At 71.6% G+C, this 21765-nt stretch carries 21 protein-coding genes; 6 read left to right on the forward strand and 15 right to left on the reverse strand.

What is annotated here, in order from left to right:
- Positions 1–3 precede the first annotated feature (3 nt).
- A complete protein-coding gene (locus L3X23_RS09260) occupies positions 4–375 on the forward strand; it encodes a VOC family protein (protein WP_237191762.1) in 372 nt (123 codons plus the stop codon).
- Positions 376–407: 32 nt separating this feature from the next.
- Here L3X23_RS09260 and L3X23_RS09265 read toward each other — a convergent pair whose 3' ends face one another.
- The 6 genes from L3X23_RS09265 to fdhA all read right to left on the reverse strand — a co-directional run bounded on the left by L3X23_RS09265 (position 408) and on the right by fdhA (position 6736).
- The gene (locus L3X23_RS09265) at positions 408–1760 is read right to left on the reverse strand and encodes a DUF2252 domain-containing protein (protein ID WP_237191764.1); all 1353 of its coding nucleotides are present in this window, start codon (positions 1758–1760) and stop codon (positions 408–410) included.
- Positions 1761–1767: 7 nt separating this feature from the next.
- Complete coding sequence (gene prcA / locus L3X23_RS09270) at positions 1768–2559, reverse strand: proteasome subunit alpha (RefSeq protein ID WP_093077569.1); 792 nt, start codon at positions 2557–2559, stop codon at positions 1768–1770.
- A 23-nt stretch (positions 2560–2582) separates the two neighbouring features.
- On the reverse strand, positions 2583–3479 hold the full coding sequence (prcB, locus tag L3X23_RS09275; RefSeq protein ID WP_093077572.1) for a proteasome subunit beta: 897 nt from the start codon (positions 3477–3479) through the stop codon (positions 2583–2585).
- An 86-nt stretch (positions 3480–3565) separates the two neighbouring features.
- A complete protein-coding gene (locus L3X23_RS09280; RefSeq protein ID WP_093077575.1) occupies positions 3566–3763 on the reverse strand; it encodes a ubiquitin-like protein Pup in 198 nt (65 codons plus the stop codon).
- A 140-nt stretch (positions 3764–3903) separates the two neighbouring features.
- Positions 3904–5406 carry a depupylase/deamidase Dop gene (gene dop / locus L3X23_RS09285; RefSeq protein WP_237197969.1) on the reverse strand — a complete coding sequence of 501 codons (1503 nt, stop codon included), beginning with the start codon at positions 5404–5406 and terminating at the stop codon, positions 3904–3906.
- A 115-nt stretch (positions 5407–5521) separates the two neighbouring features.
- Positions 5522–6736: a formaldehyde dehydrogenase, glutathione-independent gene (fdhA, locus tag L3X23_RS09290; RefSeq protein ID WP_237191766.1), complete on the reverse strand. Its 1215-nt coding sequence runs from the start codon at positions 6734–6736 to the stop codon at positions 5522–5524.
- Between the two features lie 51 nt (positions 6737–6787).
- Here fdhA and L3X23_RS09295 point away from each other — a divergent pair, with 51 nt between their 5' ends.
- Positions 6788–7306 (forward strand): NUDIX domain-containing protein, encoded by a 519-nt coding sequence (locus tag L3X23_RS09295; RefSeq protein ID WP_237191768.1) that lies wholly within the window; start codon positions 6788–6790, stop codon positions 7304–7306.
- Positions 7307–7357: 51 nt separating this feature from the next.
- On the opposite strand, the gene lpdA is transcribed toward L3X23_RS09295, so the two are convergent.
- Both lpdA and L3X23_RS09305 read right to left on the reverse strand, forming a co-directional pair.
- Complete coding sequence (gene lpdA, locus L3X23_RS09300; protein WP_093077583.1) at positions 7358–8770, reverse strand: dihydrolipoyl dehydrogenase; 1413 nt, start codon at positions 8768–8770, stop codon at positions 7358–7360.
- A gap of 59 nt (positions 8771–8829) precedes the next feature.
- The gene (locus tag L3X23_RS09305; RefSeq protein ID WP_237191770.1) at positions 8830–9333 is read right to left on the reverse strand and encodes a MarR family winged helix-turn-helix transcriptional regulator; all 504 of its coding nucleotides are present in this window, start codon (positions 9331–9333) and stop codon (positions 8830–8832) included.
- Between the two features lie 86 nt (positions 9334–9419).
- On the opposite strand from L3X23_RS09305, the gene L3X23_RS09310 reads away from it, so the two are divergent.
- On the forward strand, positions 9420–9977 hold the full coding sequence (locus tag L3X23_RS09310) for a YceI family protein (RefSeq protein WP_237191772.1): 558 nt from the start codon (positions 9420–9422) through the stop codon (positions 9975–9977).
- A 138-nt stretch (positions 9978–10115) separates the two neighbouring features.
- Positions 10116–10832, forward strand: coding sequence for an AraC family transcriptional regulator (locus tag L3X23_RS09315; RefSeq protein WP_237191774.1), 717 nt, complete (start codon positions 10116–10118; stop codon positions 10830–10832).
- 143 nt (positions 10833–10975) lie between these two features.
- On the opposite strand, the gene L3X23_RS09320 is transcribed toward L3X23_RS09315, so the two are convergent.
- From L3X23_RS09320 to L3X23_RS09330, 3 genes are all read right to left on the reverse strand, one after another.
- A complete protein-coding gene (locus tag L3X23_RS09320; RefSeq protein ID WP_237191776.1) occupies positions 10976–11380 on the reverse strand; it encodes a VOC family protein in 405 nt (134 codons plus the stop codon).
- 110 nt (positions 11381–11490) lie between these two features.
- A complete protein-coding gene (arc, locus tag L3X23_RS09325) occupies positions 11491–13275 on the reverse strand; it encodes a proteasome ATPase (protein WP_093078463.1) in 1785 nt (594 codons plus the stop codon).
- Between the two features lie 188 nt (positions 13276–13463).
- Positions 13464–14330, reverse strand: a complete 867-nt coding sequence (locus L3X23_RS09330; protein ID WP_093078466.1) for a tRNA (adenine-N1)-methyltransferase — start codon at positions 14328–14330, stop codon at positions 13464–13466.
- Between the two features lie 108 nt (positions 14331–14438).
- Between L3X23_RS09330 and L3X23_RS09335 the strand changes: the two genes are divergently transcribed.
- Together L3X23_RS09335 and L3X23_RS09340 are read left to right on the forward strand one after the other, a co-directional pair.
- Positions 14439–15323, forward strand: coding sequence for a RecB family exonuclease (locus L3X23_RS09335; RefSeq protein WP_237191778.1), 885 nt, complete (start codon positions 14439–14441; stop codon positions 15321–15323).
- A complete protein-coding gene (locus L3X23_RS09340; protein ID WP_237191780.1) occupies positions 15320–16123 on the forward strand; it encodes a thioesterase family protein in 804 nt (267 codons plus the stop codon). Before L3X23_RS09335 ends, L3X23_RS09340 begins: the two co-directional genes overlap by 4 nt.
- Before the next feature lie 62 nt (positions 16124–16185).
- On the opposite strand, the gene hisG is transcribed toward L3X23_RS09340, so the two are convergent.
- From hisG to metH, 4 genes are all read right to left on the reverse strand, one after another.
- The gene (gene hisG / locus L3X23_RS09345; protein ID WP_093077599.1) at positions 16186–17070 is read right to left on the reverse strand and encodes an ATP phosphoribosyltransferase; all 885 of its coding nucleotides are present in this window, start codon (positions 17068–17070) and stop codon (positions 16186–16188) included.
- Between the two features lie 15 nt (positions 17071–17085).
- A complete protein-coding gene (locus tag L3X23_RS09350; protein ID WP_218129716.1) occupies positions 17086–17349 on the reverse strand; it encodes a phosphoribosyl-ATP diphosphatase in 264 nt (87 codons plus the stop codon).
- Between the two features lie 206 nt (positions 17350–17555).
- Entirely contained in the window at positions 17556–18254 is a 699-nt protein-coding gene (locus L3X23_RS09355) for an HAD family phosphatase (RefSeq protein ID WP_237191783.1), read from the reverse strand.
- Positions 18244–21750 (reverse strand): methionine synthase, encoded by a 3507-nt coding sequence (gene metH / locus L3X23_RS09360; RefSeq protein ID WP_255734513.1) that lies wholly within the window; start codon positions 21748–21750, stop codon positions 18244–18246. The genes L3X23_RS09355 and metH overlap by 11 nt, the downstream gene beginning before the upstream one ends.
- Between the last annotated feature and the right edge of the window lie 15 nt (positions 21751–21765).

Raw genomic sequence — 21765 nt, forward strand, 5'->3', positions numbered from 1 at the left:
GGAATGCGTGTCCTGGGACTCGATCACATCGTGCTGGTCAGCGCCGATCCCGAGCGGCTGATCACCTGGTACCGGGAGGTGCTCGGCCTCGAACCGCTGCGCCTGGAGGAGTGGCGGCGCGGCGAGGTCCCGTTCGCGTCGCTGCGGGTCTCGGCGGACACGATCATCGACGTGCAGCGGGGCGAGCGGTCCGGCGTGAACGTCGACCACGTCGCGCTGGTGGTCGACACGGACCTGGACGCGCTGGCGGCCGAGCACGGCGTCCCCGGCCCGCGGGACCTCTTCGGCGCCCGCGGCATCGGACGCGGCATCGTGCTGCGCGATCCCGACGGCACCGGCGTCGAGCTCCGCACCTACGGCGCCCGTGCGCGGTAAGTGGTGCCAGAGCACCACTTACCACGCACGACCTACACACCCACCTCGACCGGCAGCCTGCCCGACGCGACCGCCTTGCCGACCGCGTCGAAGTCCTGCTCGGCCACGTCCGCGTACGCCGCCGCCCACCTCGCGGTCGCCACGGAGAACCGCTCCGACGCCCCGAGGTAGGCCGCCACCTCGGCCGCCCGGTGGGACTGGCCGTGGGCCCGGGCGAGCAGGGCCGCGCACAGCGCCCCGTACGCGGAGAACCCGGACGGGCTGAGCGAGGCCGGGTCGATCGAGCCCTTCATGTCCCGGAACTGCCGCCAGTAGTAGTCGACCCGGGGTCGGCCCGGCGTGTCGCCCGCCCAGCCGGTGATCCATCCGAGGAACGGGTCCGACGTGGCCTGCAGGATCCGCTGCGCCGCGACCACCCGGTGGCCCTCGGTGTGCGCCCGCTCGCCCTCGTACCCGGGCACGACGCACGGCTGCCCGCCGTGGCTGGTGAGCACCGACGGCGGCGCCTCCTTGGCCTGCAGGAACAGCACCTCACCCGTCGGTCCCTCGAACGCGATCAGGTAGCACCGCGTGCCGACGCTGCCCACCCCGACCACCCGCAGCGCGAAGTCCACGGGCCGGAACTGCGCGAGCAGGTGCGCGGTGTCCTCGCGCAGGGTGCTGCGGTACTGGTCGAACAGCCCGGCGAGGGACCGCAGGTCCGCGTGGTCGACGTGGCGCAGCACCGGCGGCTGGTCGACGATCCGCAGGCCACCCTCGCCGACCCGGCAGGCCAGCTTGCGCAGCACCTGCTCCGACGTCCGGGTGCGGGCCTTCTCGGTGACCTTGCGCAGCGTCCGCCGCCCCACCTCGCCGAACCGCTCGGCCACCGTGGAGGTGTCCACCCGGAAGAAGTACCGCTCCACCGCCGAGAGCTGCACGAACTCCCGCAGCGTGGTGCGGTACGACTCGACCGCCGCCACGACGGCCTCCGTGCAGCGCTCCTCGGACAGCCCCAGGTCCCGGCCGCCGACGTGCACGCTCGCCGCCAGCCTGCGGACGTCCCACTCCCACGGGCCGATCCCGGCCTCGTCGAAGTCGTTGAGGTCGAAGACCAGCTCGCGTTCGGGAGAGGCGTAGAACCCGAAGTTCGAGATGTGCGCGTCCCCGCAGAGCACCACGTCGACACCGGTCGAGGGCGCGGCCCGCAGGTCCGCCGCCATCACGGCGGCCGAACCCCGGTAGAAGGCGAACGGCGACTGCAGCATCCGGCCGATCCGCACCGGCACGAGATCGGCGAGCCGCCTGCTGTGCTGGCTCTCCAGCACGGCCAGCGGGTCCCGGTCGGCGGGGAGGTGCAGGTCCGCCTGCCGCCGCCGCGGCAGGCGGGCCCGCGCCTCGCTCACGCGTGCGTCACTCAGCGGGGACCCCGCCCGCCGGGGCGTCGTCCCCGCCGCGGACGTCGAGGTCCTCGGACTGCTCGCCGCGGTTCGCGGCGGGCAGCAGGCCCCGCAGGACCGCGCCCTGGATGCGCCGGAACGAGCGCCCCGGGCGGCCGCGGTCCAGCACCGCCACCTCCAGCGCGCTCTCCCCCAGCACCCGGGCCTCGCCGCTGTTCCCGTTCCCGGGGGCGGCGCCGGGGACCTGCAGGCCCTCCAGCGCGGCGGCCAGCGCGCCGTTCAGGTCCAGCCCGGGGTCGTAGGTGTCCTTGAGCTTGGTGGAGATCGGCTCGGTCTGCCCGCCCATCACCACGTAGTGCGGCTCGTCGAGGATCGAGCCGTCGTAGGTGATGCGGTAGAGCTGGTCGTGCTCCTGGGTGGCGCCCACCTCGGCCACACAGATCTCAACCTCGTAGGGCTTCTGCTGCTCGATGAACGCCGCGCCGATGAACTGGGCGTAGGTGTTCGCGAGCCACCGCCCGGTCACGTCCCGGCGGTCGTAGGAGAAGCCGCGGGAGTCCGCGAGCCGGATGCCCGCGGTGCGCAGGCCCTCCAGCTCGTTGTACCGGCCGACGGCGGCGAACCCGATCCGGTCGTAGATCTCCGAGACCTTGTTCAGGGCGCTGGAGTGGTTCTCCGCGACGAACAGCACGCCGCCGGAGAACGAGGAGATGACCACGCTGCGGCCGCGGGAGATGCCCTTGCGGGCGATCTCCGAGCGGTCCCGCAGCAGCTGGTCGACGGAGGAGTAGAACGGCATCGTCATGACAAGTGCTCCTTACGAGTGACTCAGCCGCCCGGGTTCTCGGCCCGGTCCGTGATGATCTGCTGCACGACGCCCGCGATCTCCTCCTCCGAGCGGCGCACCGCGCCCTCGGCACCGGTGATCGACACGACCACCGGCCAGATCTTGCGCACGACGTCCGGCCCGCCGGTCGCCGTGTCGTCGTCCGCCGCGTCGTAGAGCGCCTCCACGGCGGTGCGCACGGTGGTGGCGAGGTCCGCCGAGGTCTTGTGCAGCTTCTTCAGCGACGACTTGGCGAACACCGAGCCGGAGCCGACGGCGTGGTAGCCGAGCCACTCGTCGTACCGACCGCCCGTGGGGTCGTAGGTGACGATGCGGCCGGCCTTGGCCGGGTCCGGCTCGTCGGTGTCGTAGCCGGCGAACAGCGGCACCACGACGAAGCCCTGCATGGCCGCGCCCAGGTTGTTCCGCACGAAGCCGGCGAGGCGGTTGGCCTTGCCGTCGAGGGACATCTGGACGCCCTCGATCTTCTCGTAGTGCTCCAGCTCGACGGTGTAGAGCCGGACCATCTCGATCGCGATGCCCGCGGAGCCCGCGATACCCACCGCGGAGTGCGAGTCGGTGATGAAGATCTTCTCGATGTCCCGCTGCGCGATGACGTTCCCGCTGGTCGCGCGGCGGTCACCGGCGATCACGACGCCGTCGGCGAACTGCAGCGCGACGATCGTGGTCCCGTGCGGCACCCCCAGCGCCTCGGGGCTCGCGCCGCCGGAGACCCGGGGTGCGTCGAACTGGGGCGGGGTGGGGAGCAGGTCCGGCCGGGACGCGGCCAGGTAGTTGCGGAACGACGTCTCGCCGAGCGCGGCGAAAGCGGCGTGGTGCCCCAGCTCGGGGGTCGTACGACCGACCGCGGGCCCGGGGATGCCCTCGCGGAACTCCATGGTGAAGTGCGTGCCTCTCCTCATCGGTGCAGCTGGGTGGATAGGGGAACGGGCCGGTCCCGCAGGACCGGCCCGCCACGGGACGGCTACTCGCCGCCCTTCTGCACGTAGGCGCGGACGAAGTCCTCCGCGTTCTCCTCGAGCACGTCGTCGATCTCGTCGAGGATCGTGTCCACGTCCTCGCCGAGCTTCTCGCGGCGCTCCTGGCCCGCCGCGGACGCGTCCGCGCCCTCGTCGTCGTCTCCGCCGCCGCCGCCCTGGCGCTTGGTCTGCTCCTGGGACATGACCCTCCCTCGTCACCGAGTCCGCGGCGCCCCCGGGCACCGTCGTGCCAGGTGGACGCCGTGGTCCGATGGATTCAGCCTACTTGGCGGGGGGCTCCCCCGCCCATGGTTCGCCGGTTGCGAACAGATGACTCGCCCGGCTAGCCCTTCGTGAGGGCGGTGACCAGCTCCTCCGCGGTGGTGCTGCGGTCGATGAGCTCCCCGACGTGGCGGCGCGTGCCCCGCAGGGGCTCCAGCGTGGGGATCCGGACGAGCGACTCGCGGCCCAGGTCGAAGATGACCGAGTCCCAGCTCGCCGCGGCCACCGCGGCCGGGTACCGCTCCAGGCACCGGCCGCGGAAGTAGGCGCGGGTGTCCTCCGGCGGGTTCTGGATGGCGTTCTCGATCTCGTCCTCGGTGACCAGCCGCTTCATCGACCCGCGGGTGACGAGCCGGTTGTACAGGCCCTTCGCCATCCGCACGTCGGTGTACTGCAGGTCGACCAGGTGCAGCCGCCCGGCGCCCCACTCCAGGTCGTCCCGGCGGCGGTAGCCCTCCAGCAGCTGGAGCTTGGCCGTCCAGTCCAGCCGGTCCGCCGTCTTCATCGGGTCGTCGCCCAGGTCCTCCAGGACCTCGCCCCACAGCTGCAGGACCTCCGCGGTGTCCGCGTCGACGTCCGCACCCTGGGTGTTCTCGACGTGCTTGGCGGCCTTCTCGTGGTAGAGCCACTGCAGCTCGACGCCGGTCAGCTTGCGGCCGTCGGTCAGCTCGACCTTCTGCCGCAGCGACGGGTCGTGGCTGATCTGGTGCACCGCGCGGACGGGCTCGGCGAGGCGCAGCTCGTCGAACCGCACGCCGTTCTCGATCATGTCGAGGACCAGCGCGGTGGTGCCGACCTTGAGCAGCGTGGAGTACTCGCTCATGTTGGCGTCGCCGATGATGACGTGCAGCCGGCGGTACTTGTCCGCGTCCGCGTGCGGCTCGTCCCGGGTGTTGATGATCCCGCGCTTGAGGGTGGTCTCCAGGCCGACCTCGACCTCGATGTAGTCGGCGCGCTGGGAGAGCTGGTAGCCGTCCCCGTCGCCCTGGGCGCCGATGCCGACCCGCCCCGCACCCGTCACGACCTGGCGGGAGGTGAAGAACGGGGTGAGGCCGCCGACGATCGCCGGGAACGTGGTCTGGCGGGCCATCAGGTAGTTCTCGTGCGAGCCGTAGCTCGCGCCCTTGCCGTCGACGTTGTTCTTGTAGAGCTGGATGCGCGGGGCGCCGGGGACGGTGGCGGCGCGCTCGGCGGCCTCCTCCATCACCCGCTCCCCCGCCTTGTCCCAGGCGACGACGGCGCGCGGCGTGAGCACCTCGGGCGTGGAGAACTCGGGGTGGGCGTGGTCGACGTAGAGCCGGGCGCCGTTGGTGAGGATGACGTTGGCCGCGCCGAGGTCGTCCAGCTCCGACTCGTTCCCGTGGCTCGACACCGACGGCGCGGACAGGTCGAAACCGCGCGCGTCCCGCAGCGGGGACTCGACCTCGTAGTCCCAACGCGCCCGCCTGCTGCGCGGGATGTCCTGCGCGGCGGCGTAGGCGAGCACGATCTGGGTGGAGGTGATGACCGGGTTGGCGGTCGGGTCGCCCGGCACGGAGATGCCGTACTCGACCTCGGTGCCCATGATGCGGCGTGCGGTCACGCGGTTCCCCCTGTGCAGTGCGGCATCCGCCGAGCCTAACCCGCCCGCGGGCTTCCCGGGCGGGTCACCACGTCCTCGCCGTCACGAGGCGGGGAGGCTAGGCGGCGGGCACCATGCCGTGCGGGTCGAGGACGTACTTCCTTGCCGCGCCCCGGTCGAACTCCTGGTAGCCGCGCGGGGCGTCCTCCAGGCCGATCACCGTGGCGTTCACGGCGTCCGCGATGTGCGCCTTGTCGTGCAGGATCGACATCATCAGGCCGCGGTTGTACGTGAGCACCGGGCACTGTCCCGTGGTGAGGCTGTGGCTCTTCGCCCAGCCCAGACCCAGCCGGACCTTGAGCGTGCCCTCCTTGGCGTCCGGGTCCGACGCCCCGGGGTCGCCCGTGACGTAGAGGCCCGGGATGCCGAGCCGACCGGCGGCCCGGGTGATCGTCATGATGTCGTTGAGCACCTGGGCGGGCCGCTCCTCGCCGCCGCCGTGGCCGCTCGCCTCGAACCCCACGGCGTCGACCGCGCAGTCCACCTCGTTGGTGTCGAGGATCTGCGCGACCTGGTCCTCGAGCGTGGCGTCCTGCCCGACGTCCACGGTCTCGCAGCCGAACGAGCGCGCCTGCGCGAGCCGCTCCGCGTTCAGGTCCCCGACGATCACGACCGCGGCCCCGAGCAGCTGCGCGGAGTAGGCCGCGGCGAGCCCGACGGGTCCGGCGCCGGCCACGTACACCGTGGAGCCGGTCGTCACGCCCGCGGTGTAGGCGCCGTGGTAGCCCGTCGGGAAGATGTCCGACAGCATCGTGAGGTCGCGGATCTTGGCCAGCGCCGCGTCCCGGTCCGGGAACCTCAGCAGGTTGAAGTCGGCGAAGGGCACCATCACGAAGTCCGCCTGGCCACCCTCCCAGCCGCCCATGTCGACGTAGCCGTAGGCCGATCCCGCGCGGCCCGGGTTCACGTTCAGGCAGACCCCGGTGTCACCGGCGCGGCAGTTCCGACAGCGCCCGCAGGCGATGTTGAACGGCACCGTCACGATGTCGCCGATCTGGAGGAACTGCACGTCGGACCCCTTCTCGACCACCTCGCCGGTGATCTCGTGCCCGAGGGTCTGCCCGGGCGGGGCGGTGGTGCGGCCGCGGACCATGTGCTGGTCGGAGCCGCAGATGTTCGTCGAGACGCACTTGAGGATCACGGCGTGGGGCGCCTCGCGGCTCATCCCCATCGCCGACGCCACGTCGGCGGGTACCTCCAGCTTCGGCATGTCGTGGTCCTCGACCGCGACGACCCCTGGCTCCTTGTAGACGACGATCCTGTTTCCACCCATGCCTCCATCCCTACGCGCCCGTGGCGGGGGACACATCGGCAGGATGACCGGATGGACGAGATCCTCGCGGTCTACTCCCCTTTCGGGGAGGTGGTCGGCTCCGCCACTCGGACGGAGGTGTACGCCCGTTCGCTGTGGCACGGCTCCGCCGGAGTGATCCTCTGCGACGGCGACCTCGTCTACGCGCACCGGCGCGCGGACACCAAGCAGGTCATGCCCGGGCTGTGGGACTGCGTCGCGGGCGGGGTGGTCGACGCGGGCGAGGACCCCTACGACACCGCCGTCCGCGAGCTCGGCGAGGAGCTGGGCGTGCACGGGGTCGCCCTGGAGTTCCTGCACTCCGCGGCGTGGGAGTCCGGCCCGGGCCCGGGCCTGGGTGGACCCGAGGGCCTGCGCTGTCACCTGTTCGCCTGGACCGCGCAGTGGCACGGCCCGGTCGTCCACCAGCCGTCGGAGGTGGCGGAGGGCCGGTGGGTGTCCCGCGCGGAGCTGCGGACGCTGCTCGCCGGACCGTTCGCTCCGGACAGCCGCCTGCTCGCCGAGGCCCTGCTCACCACCCGTGAGCGGTGATCGTCGCTCTGGCGACGATCGCCGCTCACGAGGTCCGAGCTGCGGAGAGACTCAGAAGTTGATCATGTGGCCGCCGAGGCCGTGGAAGCACTCCTGCAGGGCCTCCGACAGCGTCGGGTGCGCGTGGACGTTGCGCCCCAGCTCGGCGGCGGTGAGGTCCCACTTCTGGGCGAGGGTGAGCTCGGGCAGCAGCTCGGTCACCTCCGGGCCGATCAGGTGTCCGCCCAGCAGCTCGCCGTAGGTCTCGTCCGCGATCAGCTTCACGAACCCGTAGGGCTCGGCCAGGCCGTGGGCCTTGCCGTTCGCGGTGAACGGGAAGGAGACGGTCTTGACCTTCCAGCCCTTCTCCGCCGCGAGCTCCTGGGCCTGCGCCTCGGTGTAGCCGAAGCTCGCGACCTGCGGCTGACAGAAGGTGGCGCGCGGCATCATCGCGTACTCCTGCGCACCGAAGCCCATCGTCTCCGCGCCCGCGATGGTCTCGGCCGCGACGACGCCCTGGGCCTCGCCGACGTGGGCCAGCATCAGCTTCGCGGTGACGTCCCCGATCGCGAAGATGTGCGGCACCGACGTGCGCATGGTCTCGTCGATCTTGATGGCCTTGCGCTCGGTCAGCTCGACGCCGGTCTTCTCCAGGCCGTAGCCCTCGACCCGCGGCACGAAGCCGATCGCCTGCACCACCTTGTCCGCGTGCAGGTCCCGGGTGCCCTTGGCGTCGGACACGGTGACGGTGACCTGGTCGCCGGAGTCGTCGATCTTCTCGACCCTGGTCTTGGTGAGGACCTCGACACCCAGCTTCTTGTACTGCTTGGCCAGCTCCTTGGACACGTCCGCGTCCTCGAGCGGCAGCAGGCGGTCCAGGAACTCGACGATCGTGACCTTCACGCCGTAGTTGCTGAGCACGTAGGCGAACTCGACCCCGATCGCGCCCGCACCCGCGATGATCACGCTGCCGGGCAGCTCACGCGTGGTGATCTGCTCCTCGTAGGTGACGACGCGCTCGGAGAGGCTCGTGCCGGGGAGCAGCCGGGTGGTGGCGCCGGTGGCGATGATGGCGTTCTCGAACTCGATCGTCTCGGTGCCGCCCTTCGACAGCTCCACCTCGATGGTGTGCGGGTCGGTGAACGTGCCCTTGCCGTCGAACTCGGTGATCTTGTTCTTCTTCATCAGGAAGTGGACGCCCTTGACCCGGCCGTCCGCGACGGACCGGCTGCGGTCGAACGCCACCCCGTAGTCGAAGGAGACCTCCCCGGTGATGCCGAAGGTCTTCTGCTCCTTCTGGACGATGTGCGCGATCTCCGCGTTGCGCAGCAGCGCCTTCGACGGGATGCAGCCGACGTTCAGGCAGACCCCGCCCCAGTACTTCTGCTCGATGATCGCCACGCTCTTGCCGAGCTGTGCAGCGCGGATCGCTGCCACGTAACCACCAGGACCGGCACCGAGTACGACGACGTCGAAACGAGACATGCCACCAGCCTAGGACTGTGTTCCGCTGCACGTCGGGGCCGGTGGCCCGATGCACACTCTCAGCCCGCCTCCGGGCAGTCGCGGTCGTTCTCCGCAGGCCAGACCGGCGCGTCGACGAGGTGGTCGACGAGCGCCGCCGAGATCTCGTTCAGCGCCGTGACCTGCGCCGGGGTCAGCGCGTCGAACAGGACGGACCGGACGGTCTCGACGTGTCCGGGCGCGGCCGCCTCCAGGGCCGCCAGGCCCGCGTCGGTCAGCCGGGCCCAGGCGCCGCGCCGGTCGGTCTCGCACGCGGTGCGCTCGACCCAGCCCGCCTTCTCCAGCCGGGCCACCGCGTGGCTCAGCCTGCTGCGGCTCGACAGCGACGTGTCGGCCAGCCGGCTCATCCGGAGCGTACGATCGGGCGCCTCCGAGAGTCGGACCAGGATCTCGTAGTACGCGTGCGGCATCCGCGCTTCGTTCTGCAGCTGCCGCTCGACCCGCTCGAACAGCAACCGGTTCGCCGTCAGGAAGGCACGCCACGTCTCCTGCTCGTGATCGTCCAGCCACCGTGTGTGGTCCACATCACCCTCACTATAGTTGAGCACTCAAGATCAGAGGTCTAGGGTCGCTTTCAACAGCTGAGAGTTCAAGTACTACAGGAGTCAGCATGACCGCCGCCACCCAGATCCCCGGATACGTCGTCGGCACGTGGGACATCGACCCGGTCCACTCGGACGTCTCCTTCTCCGTGCGCCACATGATGGTCAGCAAGGTCAAGGGTCGCATTTCGCAGTTCAGCGGCACCATCGTGACCGGTGAGACCTTCGAGTCCTCCACCGTCACCGCGACGCTGGACGCCACCTCCATCGACACCAACAACGAGCAGCGGGACGGGCACATCAAGTCCGCGGACTTCTTCGAGACCGAGAAGTACCCGGAGTGGACGTTCGTCTCGACCGGCATCACCACCGACGGCTCGGACTACAAGCTCAACGGTGACCTGACGATCAAGGGCGTCACCAAGCCCGTCTCCCTCTACCTGGAGATCGGCGGCTTCGGCCCGGACGCCTACGGCGGCACCCGCGCCGGCTTCACCGCCACCACCACCATCAACCGCAGCGACTTCGGCGTCGACATCTCGATGCCGATGGACGGCGGCGGCGTGGTCGTGGGCGAGAAGGTGCAGCTCACCCTCGAGATCGAGGCCGTGCTCCGCACCGCCTGATCCGCACACCTGCGGGGCCCGTCCACCACACGGTGGGCGGGCCCTCGCCGTTCCGCGAGTCCCCCACCGCAGCCCCGCGAGTCCCACACGAGTTCTCCGCGTCCCGCACTCGGACGGACCCGGCTACGGTGGGGCCCGATGGACGGTCGGTACCGGGAGGTCGCGCCGCCCGCCGCGCTGGGCGGTCTGATCGAGTGCGCGTGGCTCTCCACCGGCGGGCCGGGCGCGCGCGTGCTGCCGGACGGCTGCATGGACCTGCTGTGGTCCGCCGGAACGCTCTCGGTGGCGGGCCCCGACACGACCGCGTTCCTGACGACCGGTGCGCCGGAGTGGACCGCGGGCGTCCGCTTCCGACCCGGCGTCCTCCCCCGGCTGCTCGGTGTGCCCGCGTCCGCGCTCCGCGACCGTCGCGAGCCGCTCGACGCGGTGGCGCCCGGCGTCGCGGCCACCCTCGGCGCCACCCTCGATCGCGGCCGCGGTTCCGCCCCCGACGCCCTGCTCGCCGCCGTCCTCCGACTGGACCGGCCCCACCGCGCCTCCCGCGACACCACCCCGTGGGCACTGCCCGCGCTTGCGCACGTCACGGCCCGCCTGCCCGCGGGCACCCGCGTCGACACCCTCGCCGACGAGCTCGGGTGGTCGGCGCGGTCCCTGACCCGCCAGTGCACGGCGGTCTACGGGTACGGCCCGGCGATGCTGCGCCGCGTCCTGCGCTTCCGCGCCGCGAGCGGCCTGGTGCACGCGGGTGTCGCCCCGGCGGAGGTCGCCGCACGAACCGGGTATGCGGACCAACCGCACCTCACCCGCGAGTTCCGCGCCCTCGCCGGCCTCACCCCCGCCGCGCTCCGCACCTGATCAGCGCGCCCTCAGCCCCTGGTGATCATGCCGCAGGGTGATCATCAGGGGCTGACGGCTGCCTCAGGCTCCCCACTCGACCCTCACCCCCTGTTGATCACCACGCTGCATGATCAGCAGGCGCTGAGGGTCGGCCGCCGCGATCACGGCTGCGGCAGGGCCGCGAACAGGTCGACGTGGGTGCCGTCGGGGTCGGTGACGGTGGCGTAGCGCTGGCCCCAGAAGGCGTCGAAGGGGGCGTGGACGCTCGGGGCACCCGCTCCGACCAGGGCGGCGTGCGCGTCGTCCACCTCGGTCGGGGTGTCGAAGCCGAAGGCGAGGGCGACCCGGCCCTCACCGGCGGGCGGGGTGTAGCCCTCGGTGTAGCTCGCGATCGTGGACTCCGTGTCGAACGCCAGCCGGTTGCCGCCGGGCAGCGGGACCTCGACGTGGGGGGCGTCGTCGGAGTCGGGGGGCACGTCGAGCCCCAGCGCCCGGTAGAAGGCCAGCGCCGCACCCAGGTCGGCGGTCACGATCTCGATCACGGTGGCGGTGCTGCGGAAACCCATGGCCGGGACGCTAGCGCCGCCGCCGGGGGCCGGGCTTGAACGGATCGGCCGGCCCCGCACACACCGCAGCCCCGCCCGGAGACCGGAGCGGGGCTGAGGTGAGTGGAGACCTACAGGTACTGACCGGTGTTCGACGCGGTGTCGATCGCACGGCCGGTGGCGTCGTTCTTGCCGGTGACGAGCGTGCGGATGTAGACGATCCGCTCGCCCTTCTTGCCGGAGATCCGCGCCCAGTCGTCCGGGTTGGTGGTGTTCGGCAGGTCCTCGTTCTCGGCGAACTCGTCCACGATCGCGTCGAGCAGGTGCTGGACCCGCAGGCCCTTCTGCCCCGTCTCGAGCACGGACTTGATCGCGGACTTCTTCCCGCGGTCGACGATGTTCTGGATCATCGCGCCGGAGTTGAAGTCCTTGAAGTACAGGGTCTCCTTGTCACCGTTGGCGTAGGTGACCTCGAGGAACCTGTTCTCCTCCGTCTCGTCGTACATCCGCTCGACGATCCGCTGGATGAGCGCGTCCACGCACGCCTTGCGGTTGCCGCCGAACTCGGCGAGGTCGTCCTCGCTGATGGGCAGCGTGTCGGTGATGTACTTCGAGAAGATGTCCTGCGCCGCCTCGGCGTCCGGACGCTCGATCTTGATCTTCACGTCGAGCCGGCCGGGCCGCAGGATGGCCGGGTCGATCATGTCCTCGCGGTTGGAGGCGCCGATGACGATGACGTTCTCCAGGCCCTCGACGCCGTCGATCTCGGCGAGGAGCTGGGGCACGATCGTCGTCTCGACGTCCGAGGACACACCCGAGCCACGGGTGCGGAAGATCGAGTCCATCTCGTCGAAGAACACGATCACCGGCGTACCGGCGCTCGCCTTCTCCCGAGCTCGCTGGAAGATCAGGCGGATGTGCCGCTCGGTCTCGCCGACGAACTTGTTGAGCAGCTCCGGGCCCTTGATGTTGAGGAAGAACGCCCGACCCTCGTTGGGGTCGTCCCCGCGCTGGGCCGCGATCTTCTTGGCCAGCGAGTTGGCGACCGCCTTCGCGATCAGGGTCTTGCCGCAGCCGGGCGGGCCGTAGAGCAGCACGCCCTTGGGCGGACGCAGCTCGTACTCGGTGAACAGCTCGGCGTGCAGGAACGGGAGCTCCACGGCGTCCCGGATCTGCTCGATCTGCCGGAACAGACCGCCGATGTCCTCGTAGCCGACGTCCGGGACCTCCTCCAGCACGAGGTCCTCGACCTCGGCCTTCGGGACCCGCTCGTAGGCGTAGCCCGCCTTGGTGTCCACGAGCAGCGAGTCACCCGGCTTGAGCGCCACGAAGTCCGGCTGGGTGTCGTCCACGAGCGGGGCCGCGAGCCAGACGACCCGCTCCTCGTCGGCGTTGCCGACCACGAGCGCGCGCCCGGCCGTGGTCTCGGTCGGCTCGGAGAGGACCTCGCGCAGCCCGCAGACCTCGCCGATCTTCTCCCAGTCACCCGCCTCGACGACGGTGAGCGCCTCGTTCAGCCGCACGGACTGTCCGCTGCGCAGGGTATCGATCTCCACCGCCGGGGAGACCGCCACACGCATCCGGCGGCCGGAGGTGAACACGTCGACCGTGCTGTCCTCGAACGCGGTGAGGAACACGCCGTAGCCGCTGGGCGGCTGGGCGAGGCGGTCGACCTCCTCGCGGAGCGCGACGAGCTGGGAGCGCGCTTCCTTGAGGGTCTCGGTGAGCTTCTCGTTGCGCGCACTGAGCTGGGACAGCCTGCTGGCGGACTCGGCCAGCCGCTGCTCGAGCAGACGCGCGTGTCGGGGGGACTCGGTCAGCTTGCGCCGCAGCATCGCGACTTCTTCTTCGAGGTAGCGGATCTGTGCCGCCGCCTCCGCCGGGGACAGGGCCCCGCCTTCGCCTGGCTGGTGCATGCCGGGACCGTCGTCGTAGGGGTTCACGGCATCCTCCCTCCGTGTTCCGTTTCCATACGGTACCCGTAAGCGTGGCCCACGTCGGTGAGGCGATTCGGTGATCCGTCACTCACGCGGACGGCACCTTGACGCCATCGCGTTGTCTGGTTCCCGTAATCGGAGGGTTCCACCCTCTCGGCCGAACGCTCTCAGCGACTGGTCGGTCTGCGCTGCGGCCGCGGGGGGACGACGCCGTCGGCCAGTCGGCGGGCCGTCACCAGGAACGCTGTGTGACCGATCATGCGGTGCTCCGGGCGCACCGCCAGCCCGACGACGTGCCACGGCCTGACCAGCGACTCCCACGCCTGCGGCTCGGTCCAGCACTGCATCTCGCGCAGCTTCTCGACGACCGTCGACAGCTGGGTGGTGGTGGCCACGTACGCGACGAGCACGCCGCCCGGGATCAGCGTGTCCCGCACCGTCTCCAGGCACTCCCAGGGCGCCAGCATGTCCAGGATGACGCGGTCGAAGGGCTCGGCCTGAGAATCGTGAGTATTAAGGTCGCCGACCCGCAAGCTCCAGTTGGGTGGCGCGTCGCCGAAGAACCGTCGCACGTTGCGATCGGCGTGCTCGGCGTGGTCCTCCCGGATCTCGTACGAGACGACCGTCCCGGCGGGGCCCACGGCCTGGACCAGCGAACAGGTCAGGGCGCCGGAGCCCGCGCCCGCCTCCAGCACGCGGGCGCCGGGGAAGATGTCTCCCCACACGAGGATCTGGGCCGCGTCCTTGGGGTAGATCACGGCGGCGCCGCGCGGCATCGACAGCACGTAGTCGGCCAGCAGCGGCCGCAGCGCCAGGTAGGGGGTGTTGGCGGCCGAGTGGACGACCGAGCCCTCCGGCTTGCCGATGAGGTCGTCGTGGGCGAGGGCGCCCCGGTGGGTGTGGTAGCTGGCGCCCGCCTCGAGCACGACGGTGTACTTGCGGCCCTTGGGGTCGGTCAGCTGGACGCGGTCGCCCTCCCGGAAGGGCCCGCCGCGGGCCCGGCCACCGCTCGGCGCATCGTCGGACCCCGCGATCGTCTCGGGCGTGTCGAGGTCGGGGTCGGCGGTCTGCAGGTCGGAGTCGGGCACGGGGCGCAACGCTACCCACCGGGACTGTCGGTGTTCTCACCTAGGGTTCGAGCCGTGAACGAGGACGAGCGCAGGCGCCCCGCGCTGTCGCCGTCCCGGGCCGCGGACTTCAAGCAGTGCCCGCTGCTCTACCGCTTCCGTGCCGTCGACCGGCTGCCCGAGGCGCCGAGCCCGGCGGCGCTGCGCGGCACGGTGGTCCACGCCGTGCTGGAGCGGCTGTTCGACCTGCCCGCCGCGGAGCGGGTCCCCGCGGCGGCGCGGTCGCTGCTCCCGCGGGTGTGGGCGGAGCTCCTCACCGAGGCGCCCGAGCTGGCCGCGGTGATCCCGGAACCGGCGGAGGGCGGCACCGACCGCATCGGCGCCTGGCTCACGAGTGCCGAGGAGCTGCTGGAGACCTACTTCGCCCTGGAGGACCCTCGCGCGGTCGAGCCGGGCGAGCGGGAGCTGCTGGTGGAGACGGTGCTGCCGTCCGGCGTCCCGTTGCGGGGCTACCTCGACCGGCTGGACGTCGACGGGGACGGCGGGCTGCGCATCGTCGACTACAAGTCCGGGGCGGCGCCGCGGGAGTCCGGGGAGTCCCGCGCCCTGTTCCAGATGAAGTTCTACGCGCTGGCGCTGCTCCGGCTGCGCGGGCGGGTGCCCGCCCAGCTGCGGCTGGTCTACCTGGGCCGCGGCGGCGAGCAGCTCAGCTACCGGCCGGACGCCGAGGAGCTGCAACGCTACGGGCGCATCCTGGAGGCGATCTGGGCGGCCATCGTCGAGGCGGACCGCACGGGCGAGTTCCGGCCGAGCCGCAGCGCCGCGTGCGAGTGGTGCGCGCACAAGGCCCTCTGCCCCGCCTGGGAGGGCACTCCCCCGCCGTACCCCGGGTGGCCCGAGCTGCGCGGCGAGGCGCCGACCGCCCCGTTCGGCACTCCCGGCGGCATGATGGGGTCGTGAGCGAGGAGCCCTTCTACCGTCTGCTCGAGCAGTCCCCCGACGATCCCGCCGCGGCGCGCTTCCACGCGACCGCCTCGACGGCGGGCCCGTGGTTCGCCGACGCCCAGCACCTCGGGCCGCCGAGCGCGCTGCTCGTGCGGGCCTTCGAACGCGTGCCCGCGGCGCACCCGCTGCAGCTGTCGCGCTACACCGTCGAGATCCTCGGCGTGGTGCCGACGGGCGAGGTCGAGGTGCGGGCCCGGGTGGAGCGGCCGGGGCGCACGATCGAGCTGCTGGCCGCCGAGATGACGGCGGGCGGGCGGGCCGTCCTGAAGGCCCGGGCCTGGCGCCTCGCGGTCACCGACACCGAGGCGGCCGCGGTCGGCGAGGCGGCGCCGCTCCTGGAGCCGGAGACGGCCGCGCCGCAGGTCGGGCGGCCCGACGGCTGGCTGCCCGGCTACCTCGACGCCGTCGAGTGGCGCTGGATCTCCGGTCGCTGGGACGAGCCCGGGCCCGGCGCGGCGTGGGGTCGGCTGCGGGCACCCGTGGTCGAGGGCGAGGAGCCGACGCCGCTGCAGCGCCTCGCGGCCGTCGCCGACTCGGCGAACGGTGTGGCGGCGAGCCTGCCGGTCAGCGAGTGGATCTTCGTGAACACCGAGCTCAGCGTGCACGTGCACCGCCCGCCCACCGGCGAGTGGATCGGCATCGACGCCCACACCGTGATCGGCCCCACGGGCACCGGCACCGTCACGGCCCGCCTGTTCGACGAGGTCGGCCACGCGGGCCACATCGCCCAGGAGCTCACGGTCCGCCGCCGCTGAGCCGGCGAACGGCGCGCTCGCTCACACCTGGTGAGCGACCGCGCCGTTCACCGGAGCCCCGTTCAGTGCATGCCGCCGTCGACGGCGCGGCAGCTGCGGATCTCCGAGGTCAGGATCGCCCGGGCGCCGACGGCGGCGAGCTTGTCCATCACGTTGTTCGACTCCGCCTTGCGCACCATCGACCGCACCGCGACCCAGTCCGGGTCCGACAGCGGCGCGATGGTGGGCGACTGCAGGCCGGGGGTGATCTCCTTGGCCGCCTCGAGCTTCACCTTCGGGCAGTCGTAGTCCAGCATCAGGTACTGGCGGGCGTAGACGACGCCGCGGATGCGCTCCGAGAAGATCTTCTTGAACTCGACGATCTCCTGCGGCTCGATCCGGTCGTTGCGCGGCTCGCGCTCGATGAGCATGGCCTCGGACTCGGCGATCGGGTCGCCGATGACCTTGAGCCCGTGCTGGCGCAGGGTGCGGCCGGACGACACGACGTCCGCGATCGCGTCCGCCAGGCCCAGCTGCACGGAGATCTCGACGGCGCCGTCCAGCTTGATGATCGTGGCGCCGATACGCTTGCCGGACAGGTGCGAGCGGACGAGCCGCGGGTACGAGGTGGCGATCGTCTTGCCGTCGAGGTCCTCGAGCTTCCAGTCCCGGCCCTCGGGCGCGGCGAAGCGGAACTTGGAGGCGCCGAAGCCGAGCTTGAGCACCTTCTGCACCTGGCTGCCGGACTCCTCCATGAGGTCGTGCCCGGTGACGCCCAGGTGCAGGTCGCCGGAGCCGACGTAGGTGGCGATGTCCTTGGGCCGCAGGTAGAAGAACTCGATGCCGTTCTCCTCGTCGACCATGGAGAGGTCGCGGGAGTCCGACCGCTGCCGGTAGCCCGCCTCCTTCATCATCGTGGCGGCGGGCTCGGCCAGGGTCCCCTTGTTCGGGAGGGCGACGCGAAGCATGGGGCGGATCCGTTTCTAGAGGTACTTGTAGACGTCGGCGAGGGTCAGCCCGCGGCCGAGCATGATCACCTGGGTGCGGTAGAGCAACTGCGAGATCTCCTCGGCGAGCGCGGCGTCCGACTCGTGCTCGGCCGCGATCCAGACCTCGCCCGCCTCCTCGAGGAGCTTCTTGCCCTGCGCATGGACTCCGGCCTCGAGCGCGGCGACGGTGCCGGAGCCGGCGGGCCGGGTGGCCGCCTTCTCGCTGAGCTCGTCGAACAGTGCGTCGAATGTCTTCACGGGTCCGGTTCTTCCTCTCGCAACGAAGCGCCTGCACATCCAGTGTCGGATGTGTGCCCCGCCGTCACCGCCCGAAATCGGGCAGGAGAGATCGCCGGGGGAAAAGCTGCGCCGGGCGGCCCGCCCGACCGGGTGGTTCACCCGGTCGGACGCTCCGTCCGGCGCAAGTAGGCCGCGCCCGACGGTACCTCCCCTGAGGAGGGCGGTCAGCGGCCCCTCCGGACCGCGGCGAGCACCTCGGACAGGTCCTCGACACGCAGGCCGACCAGGGACTCCCGCACCACCCGTCCGGGCGCGTCGGGGATCGACACCTCGCACGGCACGGCGAGGACGGCGGCGCCCGCGGTCTCGGCGGCCCGGATGCCGGTCGGCGAGTCCTCCACGGCGACGCAGTCTCCGACCGGCACGTCGAGCAGCGCGGCGGCCCGCAGGTACGGGTCCGGGGCGGGCTTGCCGTGCGGCACCTCGTCGCCACACACCGTGACGTCGAAGTGCGCGCGGCCGATCCCGTCCAGCGCCTTGTCGGTGAGGTGGCGACCGGTGTTGGTGACCAGCGCGACCGGGATGCCCGCGGCGCGTACCGTGCGCAGCGCCTCGGGCGCCCCGGGCCGCCACGGCAGGCCGTCGGCGAAGAACTCGGCCGTCTTCTCGACGAGCATCCGGGCGGCCTTGTCGAACAGCTCGGGCTCCGGCTCGACCCCCGCCTCGCGGAACACGATCCGCAGCGAGCTCTGCAGGTTGCCGCCGAGGGTCTCCCGGCGGGCCGCGGCGGACAGGTCGGTCCCGCCGAGCCATCGGAGCACCTCGACGAGCGAGCGGTCCCACACCTTCTCGGAGTCGATCAGCGTGCCGTCCATGTCGAACAGCACCGCCGCGGGGGGACGAACGGCGCGTTCAGCCGGCATTGAAGTACTTCGCCTCCGGGTGGTGGGCGACCAGCGCGTCCGTGGACTGCTCCGGGTGCAGCTGCAGCTCCTCGGACAGCGACACCCCGATCCGGCCCGGCTCCAGCAGCTCCACGATCTTGGTGCGGTCCTCGAGGTTCGGGCAGGCGCCGTAGCCCAGCGAGTACCGGGCGCCGCGGTAGCCGAGCTTGAAGAAGTCCTCGACGTCCGCCGGGTCCTCCTCGGCCAGCGTGCGCCCCGAGGACCAGGTCAGCTCCTCGCGGATCCGCTTGTGCCAGTACTCGGCGAGGGCCTCGGTGAGCTGCACCGACAGCCCGTGGACCTCCAGGTAGTCCCGGTAGGCGTCCTTGGCGAACAGTTCGTTGGCGTAGTCCGCGATCGGCTGGCCCATCGTCACCAGGTGCAGCGGCAGCACGTCGACCTCGCCGGAGCCGCGCGGGCGCCAGAAGTCCGCCAGGCACAGGTGCCGGTCCCGGCGCTGGCGCGGGAACTCGAAGCGGTACCGCTCCGGGGCGTCCGCCCGGGGCTCGGTCAGCACCAGCAGCGAGTCCTTCTCCGACACCGCCGGGAAGTACCCGTAGACCAGGGACGCGTGCGCCAGCACGCCCTCGGCGGTCAGCCGCTCCAGCCAGTACCGCAGCCGCGGCCTGCCCTCGGTCTCCACGAGCTCCTCGTAGGAGGGGCCGTCGCCGCCCTTGGTGCCCCGCAGGCCCCACTGGCCCAGGAACAGCGCGCGCTCGTCCACCATGCCGCTGTACTCGGCCAGCGCGACGCCCTTGACCACCCGGGTGCCCCAGAACGGCGGGGTGGGGACGGGGTTGTCCACCGCGACGTCCGAGCGCTCGGGCAGCGGACCCGCCGCCTCGACCTCGGCGGCCTTGCGCTTCGCGGCGACGCGCTTGGAGCGCTCGTGGCGCTCCTTGCGCTCGGCCGCCCTGCGCTCCTCCTCCGGGTCCACCTCGGGCAGCGCGCCGCGCAGCCGGGCCATGGTGGCGTCCATCAGCCGCAGGCCCTCGAACGCGTCCCGGGCGTACGAGACCCGGCCCTCGTAGACCTCGGTGAGGTCGTTCTCGACGTAGGAGCGGGTCAGGGCGGCCCCGCCCAGCAGCACGGGGAGCTTCTTCCCGCGGGAGTTCATCTCCTGCAGGTTCTCCTTCATGATCACCGTGGACTTGACCAGCAGCCCCGACATCCCGACGGCGTGGGCCCGGTGCTCGTCCGCGGCCTGCAGGATGGTGGCGATCGGCTGCTTGATCCCCAGGTTCACGACCGTGTAGCCGTTGTTGGACAGGATGATGTCCACGAGGTTCTTGCCGATGTCGTGGACGTCCCCCTTGACGGTGGCCAGCACGATCGTGCCCTTGCCGTCGTCGTCCGTCTTCTCCATGTGCGGCTCGAGGTACGCCACGGCGGTCTTCATGACCTCCGCCGAGGCGAGCACGAACGGCAGCTGCATCTGCCCGGAGCCGAACAGCTCGCCGACGGTCTTCATGCCGGACAGCAGCGTGTCGTTGACGATCTCCAGCGGCGGCCGGGTCTGCATGGCCTCGTCGAGGTCGGCCTCCAGGCCGTTGCGCTCGCCGTCGACGATCCGCCGCTCCAGGCGCTCGAACAGCGGCAGCGCGGCCAGCTCCTCGGCCCTACCCGCACGCGCCGACGACGCCGTGACCCCCTCGAACAGCTCCATGAACCGGTTCAGCGGGTCGTAGCCCTCGCGGCGGCGGTCGTAGACCAGGTCGAGCGCGACGGCCCGCTGCTCGTCCGGGATCTTCGCCATCGGCAGGATCTTCGCCGCGGACACGATCGCGGTGTCCAGCCCCGCCTCGACGCACTCGTGCAGGAACACCGAGTTGAGCACCTGGCGGGCGGCCGCGTTGAGGCCGAAGGAGATGTTGGAGATGCCCAGGGTGGTCTGGACGTCCGGGTAGCGCCGCTTGAGCTCGCGGATCGCCTCGATGGTCTCCAGGCCGTCCCGGCGCACCTCCTCCTGCCCGGTGGTGATCGGGAAGGTCAGGGTGTCGACGACGATGTCCCCGACCCGCATGCCGTGGTGCGTGGTCAGGTCCTCGATGAGGCGGGCGGCGACGCGGACCTTCCAGTCCCGGTCGCGGGCCTGGCCCTCCTCGTCGATGCACAGCGCGACGACCGCGCAGCCGTGCGCGCGGACCAGCTCCATCGTGCGCTGGTACCGGGACCCGGGCCCGTCGCCGTCCTCGAAGTTCACGGAGTTGACGATCGAGCGGCCGCCGAGCAGCTCCAGACCGGCCTTGAGGACCTCCGGCTCGGTGGAGTCCAGCATCACGGGCAGGGTCGACGCCGTGGCGAGGCGCCCGGCCAGCTCCTGCATGTCCGCGACCCCGTCGCGGCCGACGTAGTCGATGCACAGGTCGATCAGGTGGGCGCCCTCGCGGGTCTGCTCGCGGGCGATCGCGACGCAGTCCTCCCAGCGCTCCTCCAGCATGGCCTCGCGGAACTTCTTGGAGCCGTTGGCGTTCGTCCGCTCCCCCACCATCAGGACCGAGGTGTCCTGCCGGAACGGGACGGGCGCGTACAGCGAGGACACCCCCGGCTCCGGACGCGGCCTGCGGACCGCGGGGGTCACGGACGGGATCGCGTCGGCGACGGCGCGGACGTGGGCGGGCGTGGTGCCGCAGCAGCCGCCGACCAGCCGCAGCCCGTAGTCCCGCACGAACACGCTCAGCGCCTCGGCGAGCTCCTCGGCGGTCAGCGGGTACTCGGCGCCGTTCTTGCCCAGGACCGGCAGGCCCGCGTTCGGCATGACCGACAGCGGGATGCGGGCCTGCTTCGACAGCGTGCGCAGGTGCTCGCTCATCTCGGCGGGGCCGGTGGCGCAGTTCAGCCCGATGACGTCGATGCCCAGGGGCTCCAGCGCGGTCAGCGCGGCGCCGATCTCCGAGCCCAGCAGCATGGTGCCGGTGGTCTCGACGGTGACGCTGGTGATGATCGGGATGCGGCGGCCCTCGAGGCGCATGGCCTCCTGCACGCCGAGCACCGCCGACTTCACCTGCAGCAGGTCCTGGCAGGTCTCGACGAGGAACGCGTCCGCCCCGCCCGCGAGCAGGCCGCGGCCGGTCTCGGTGTAGGCGTCCCGCAGGGTGGCGAAGGTCTCGTGGCCGAGCGTCGGCAGCTTGGTGCCGGGGCCGATCGAGCCGAGGACGTAGCGCTGCCCGCCCACCTCGTCCGCGGCCTCGCGGGCCAGCCGGGCCCCCCGCTCGGACAGCTCGCGGATGCGGTCCGCGATGTCGTAGTCGGCGAGGTTGGGCAGGTTGGCGCCGAAGGTGTTGGTCTCGACGGCGTCCGCGCCCGCCTCGAAGTACGCGCGGTGGATGCCCCGCACGACGTCCGGCCGGGTGGCGTTGAGGATCTCGTTGCACCCCTCCAGCCCGGCGAAGTCGTCGAGCGTGAGGTCGTGGCTCTGGAGCATGGTGCCCATCGCACCGTCGGCGATCACCACGCGCTCGGACAGCGTGTCCAGGAGCGTGGTGTCGAA

Source organism: Pseudonocardia sp. WMMC193 (genome assembly GCF_021728735.1).
Lineage (GTDB): Bacteria > Actinomycetota > Actinomycetes > Mycobacteriales > Pseudonocardiaceae > Pseudonocardia > Pseudonocardia oroxyli.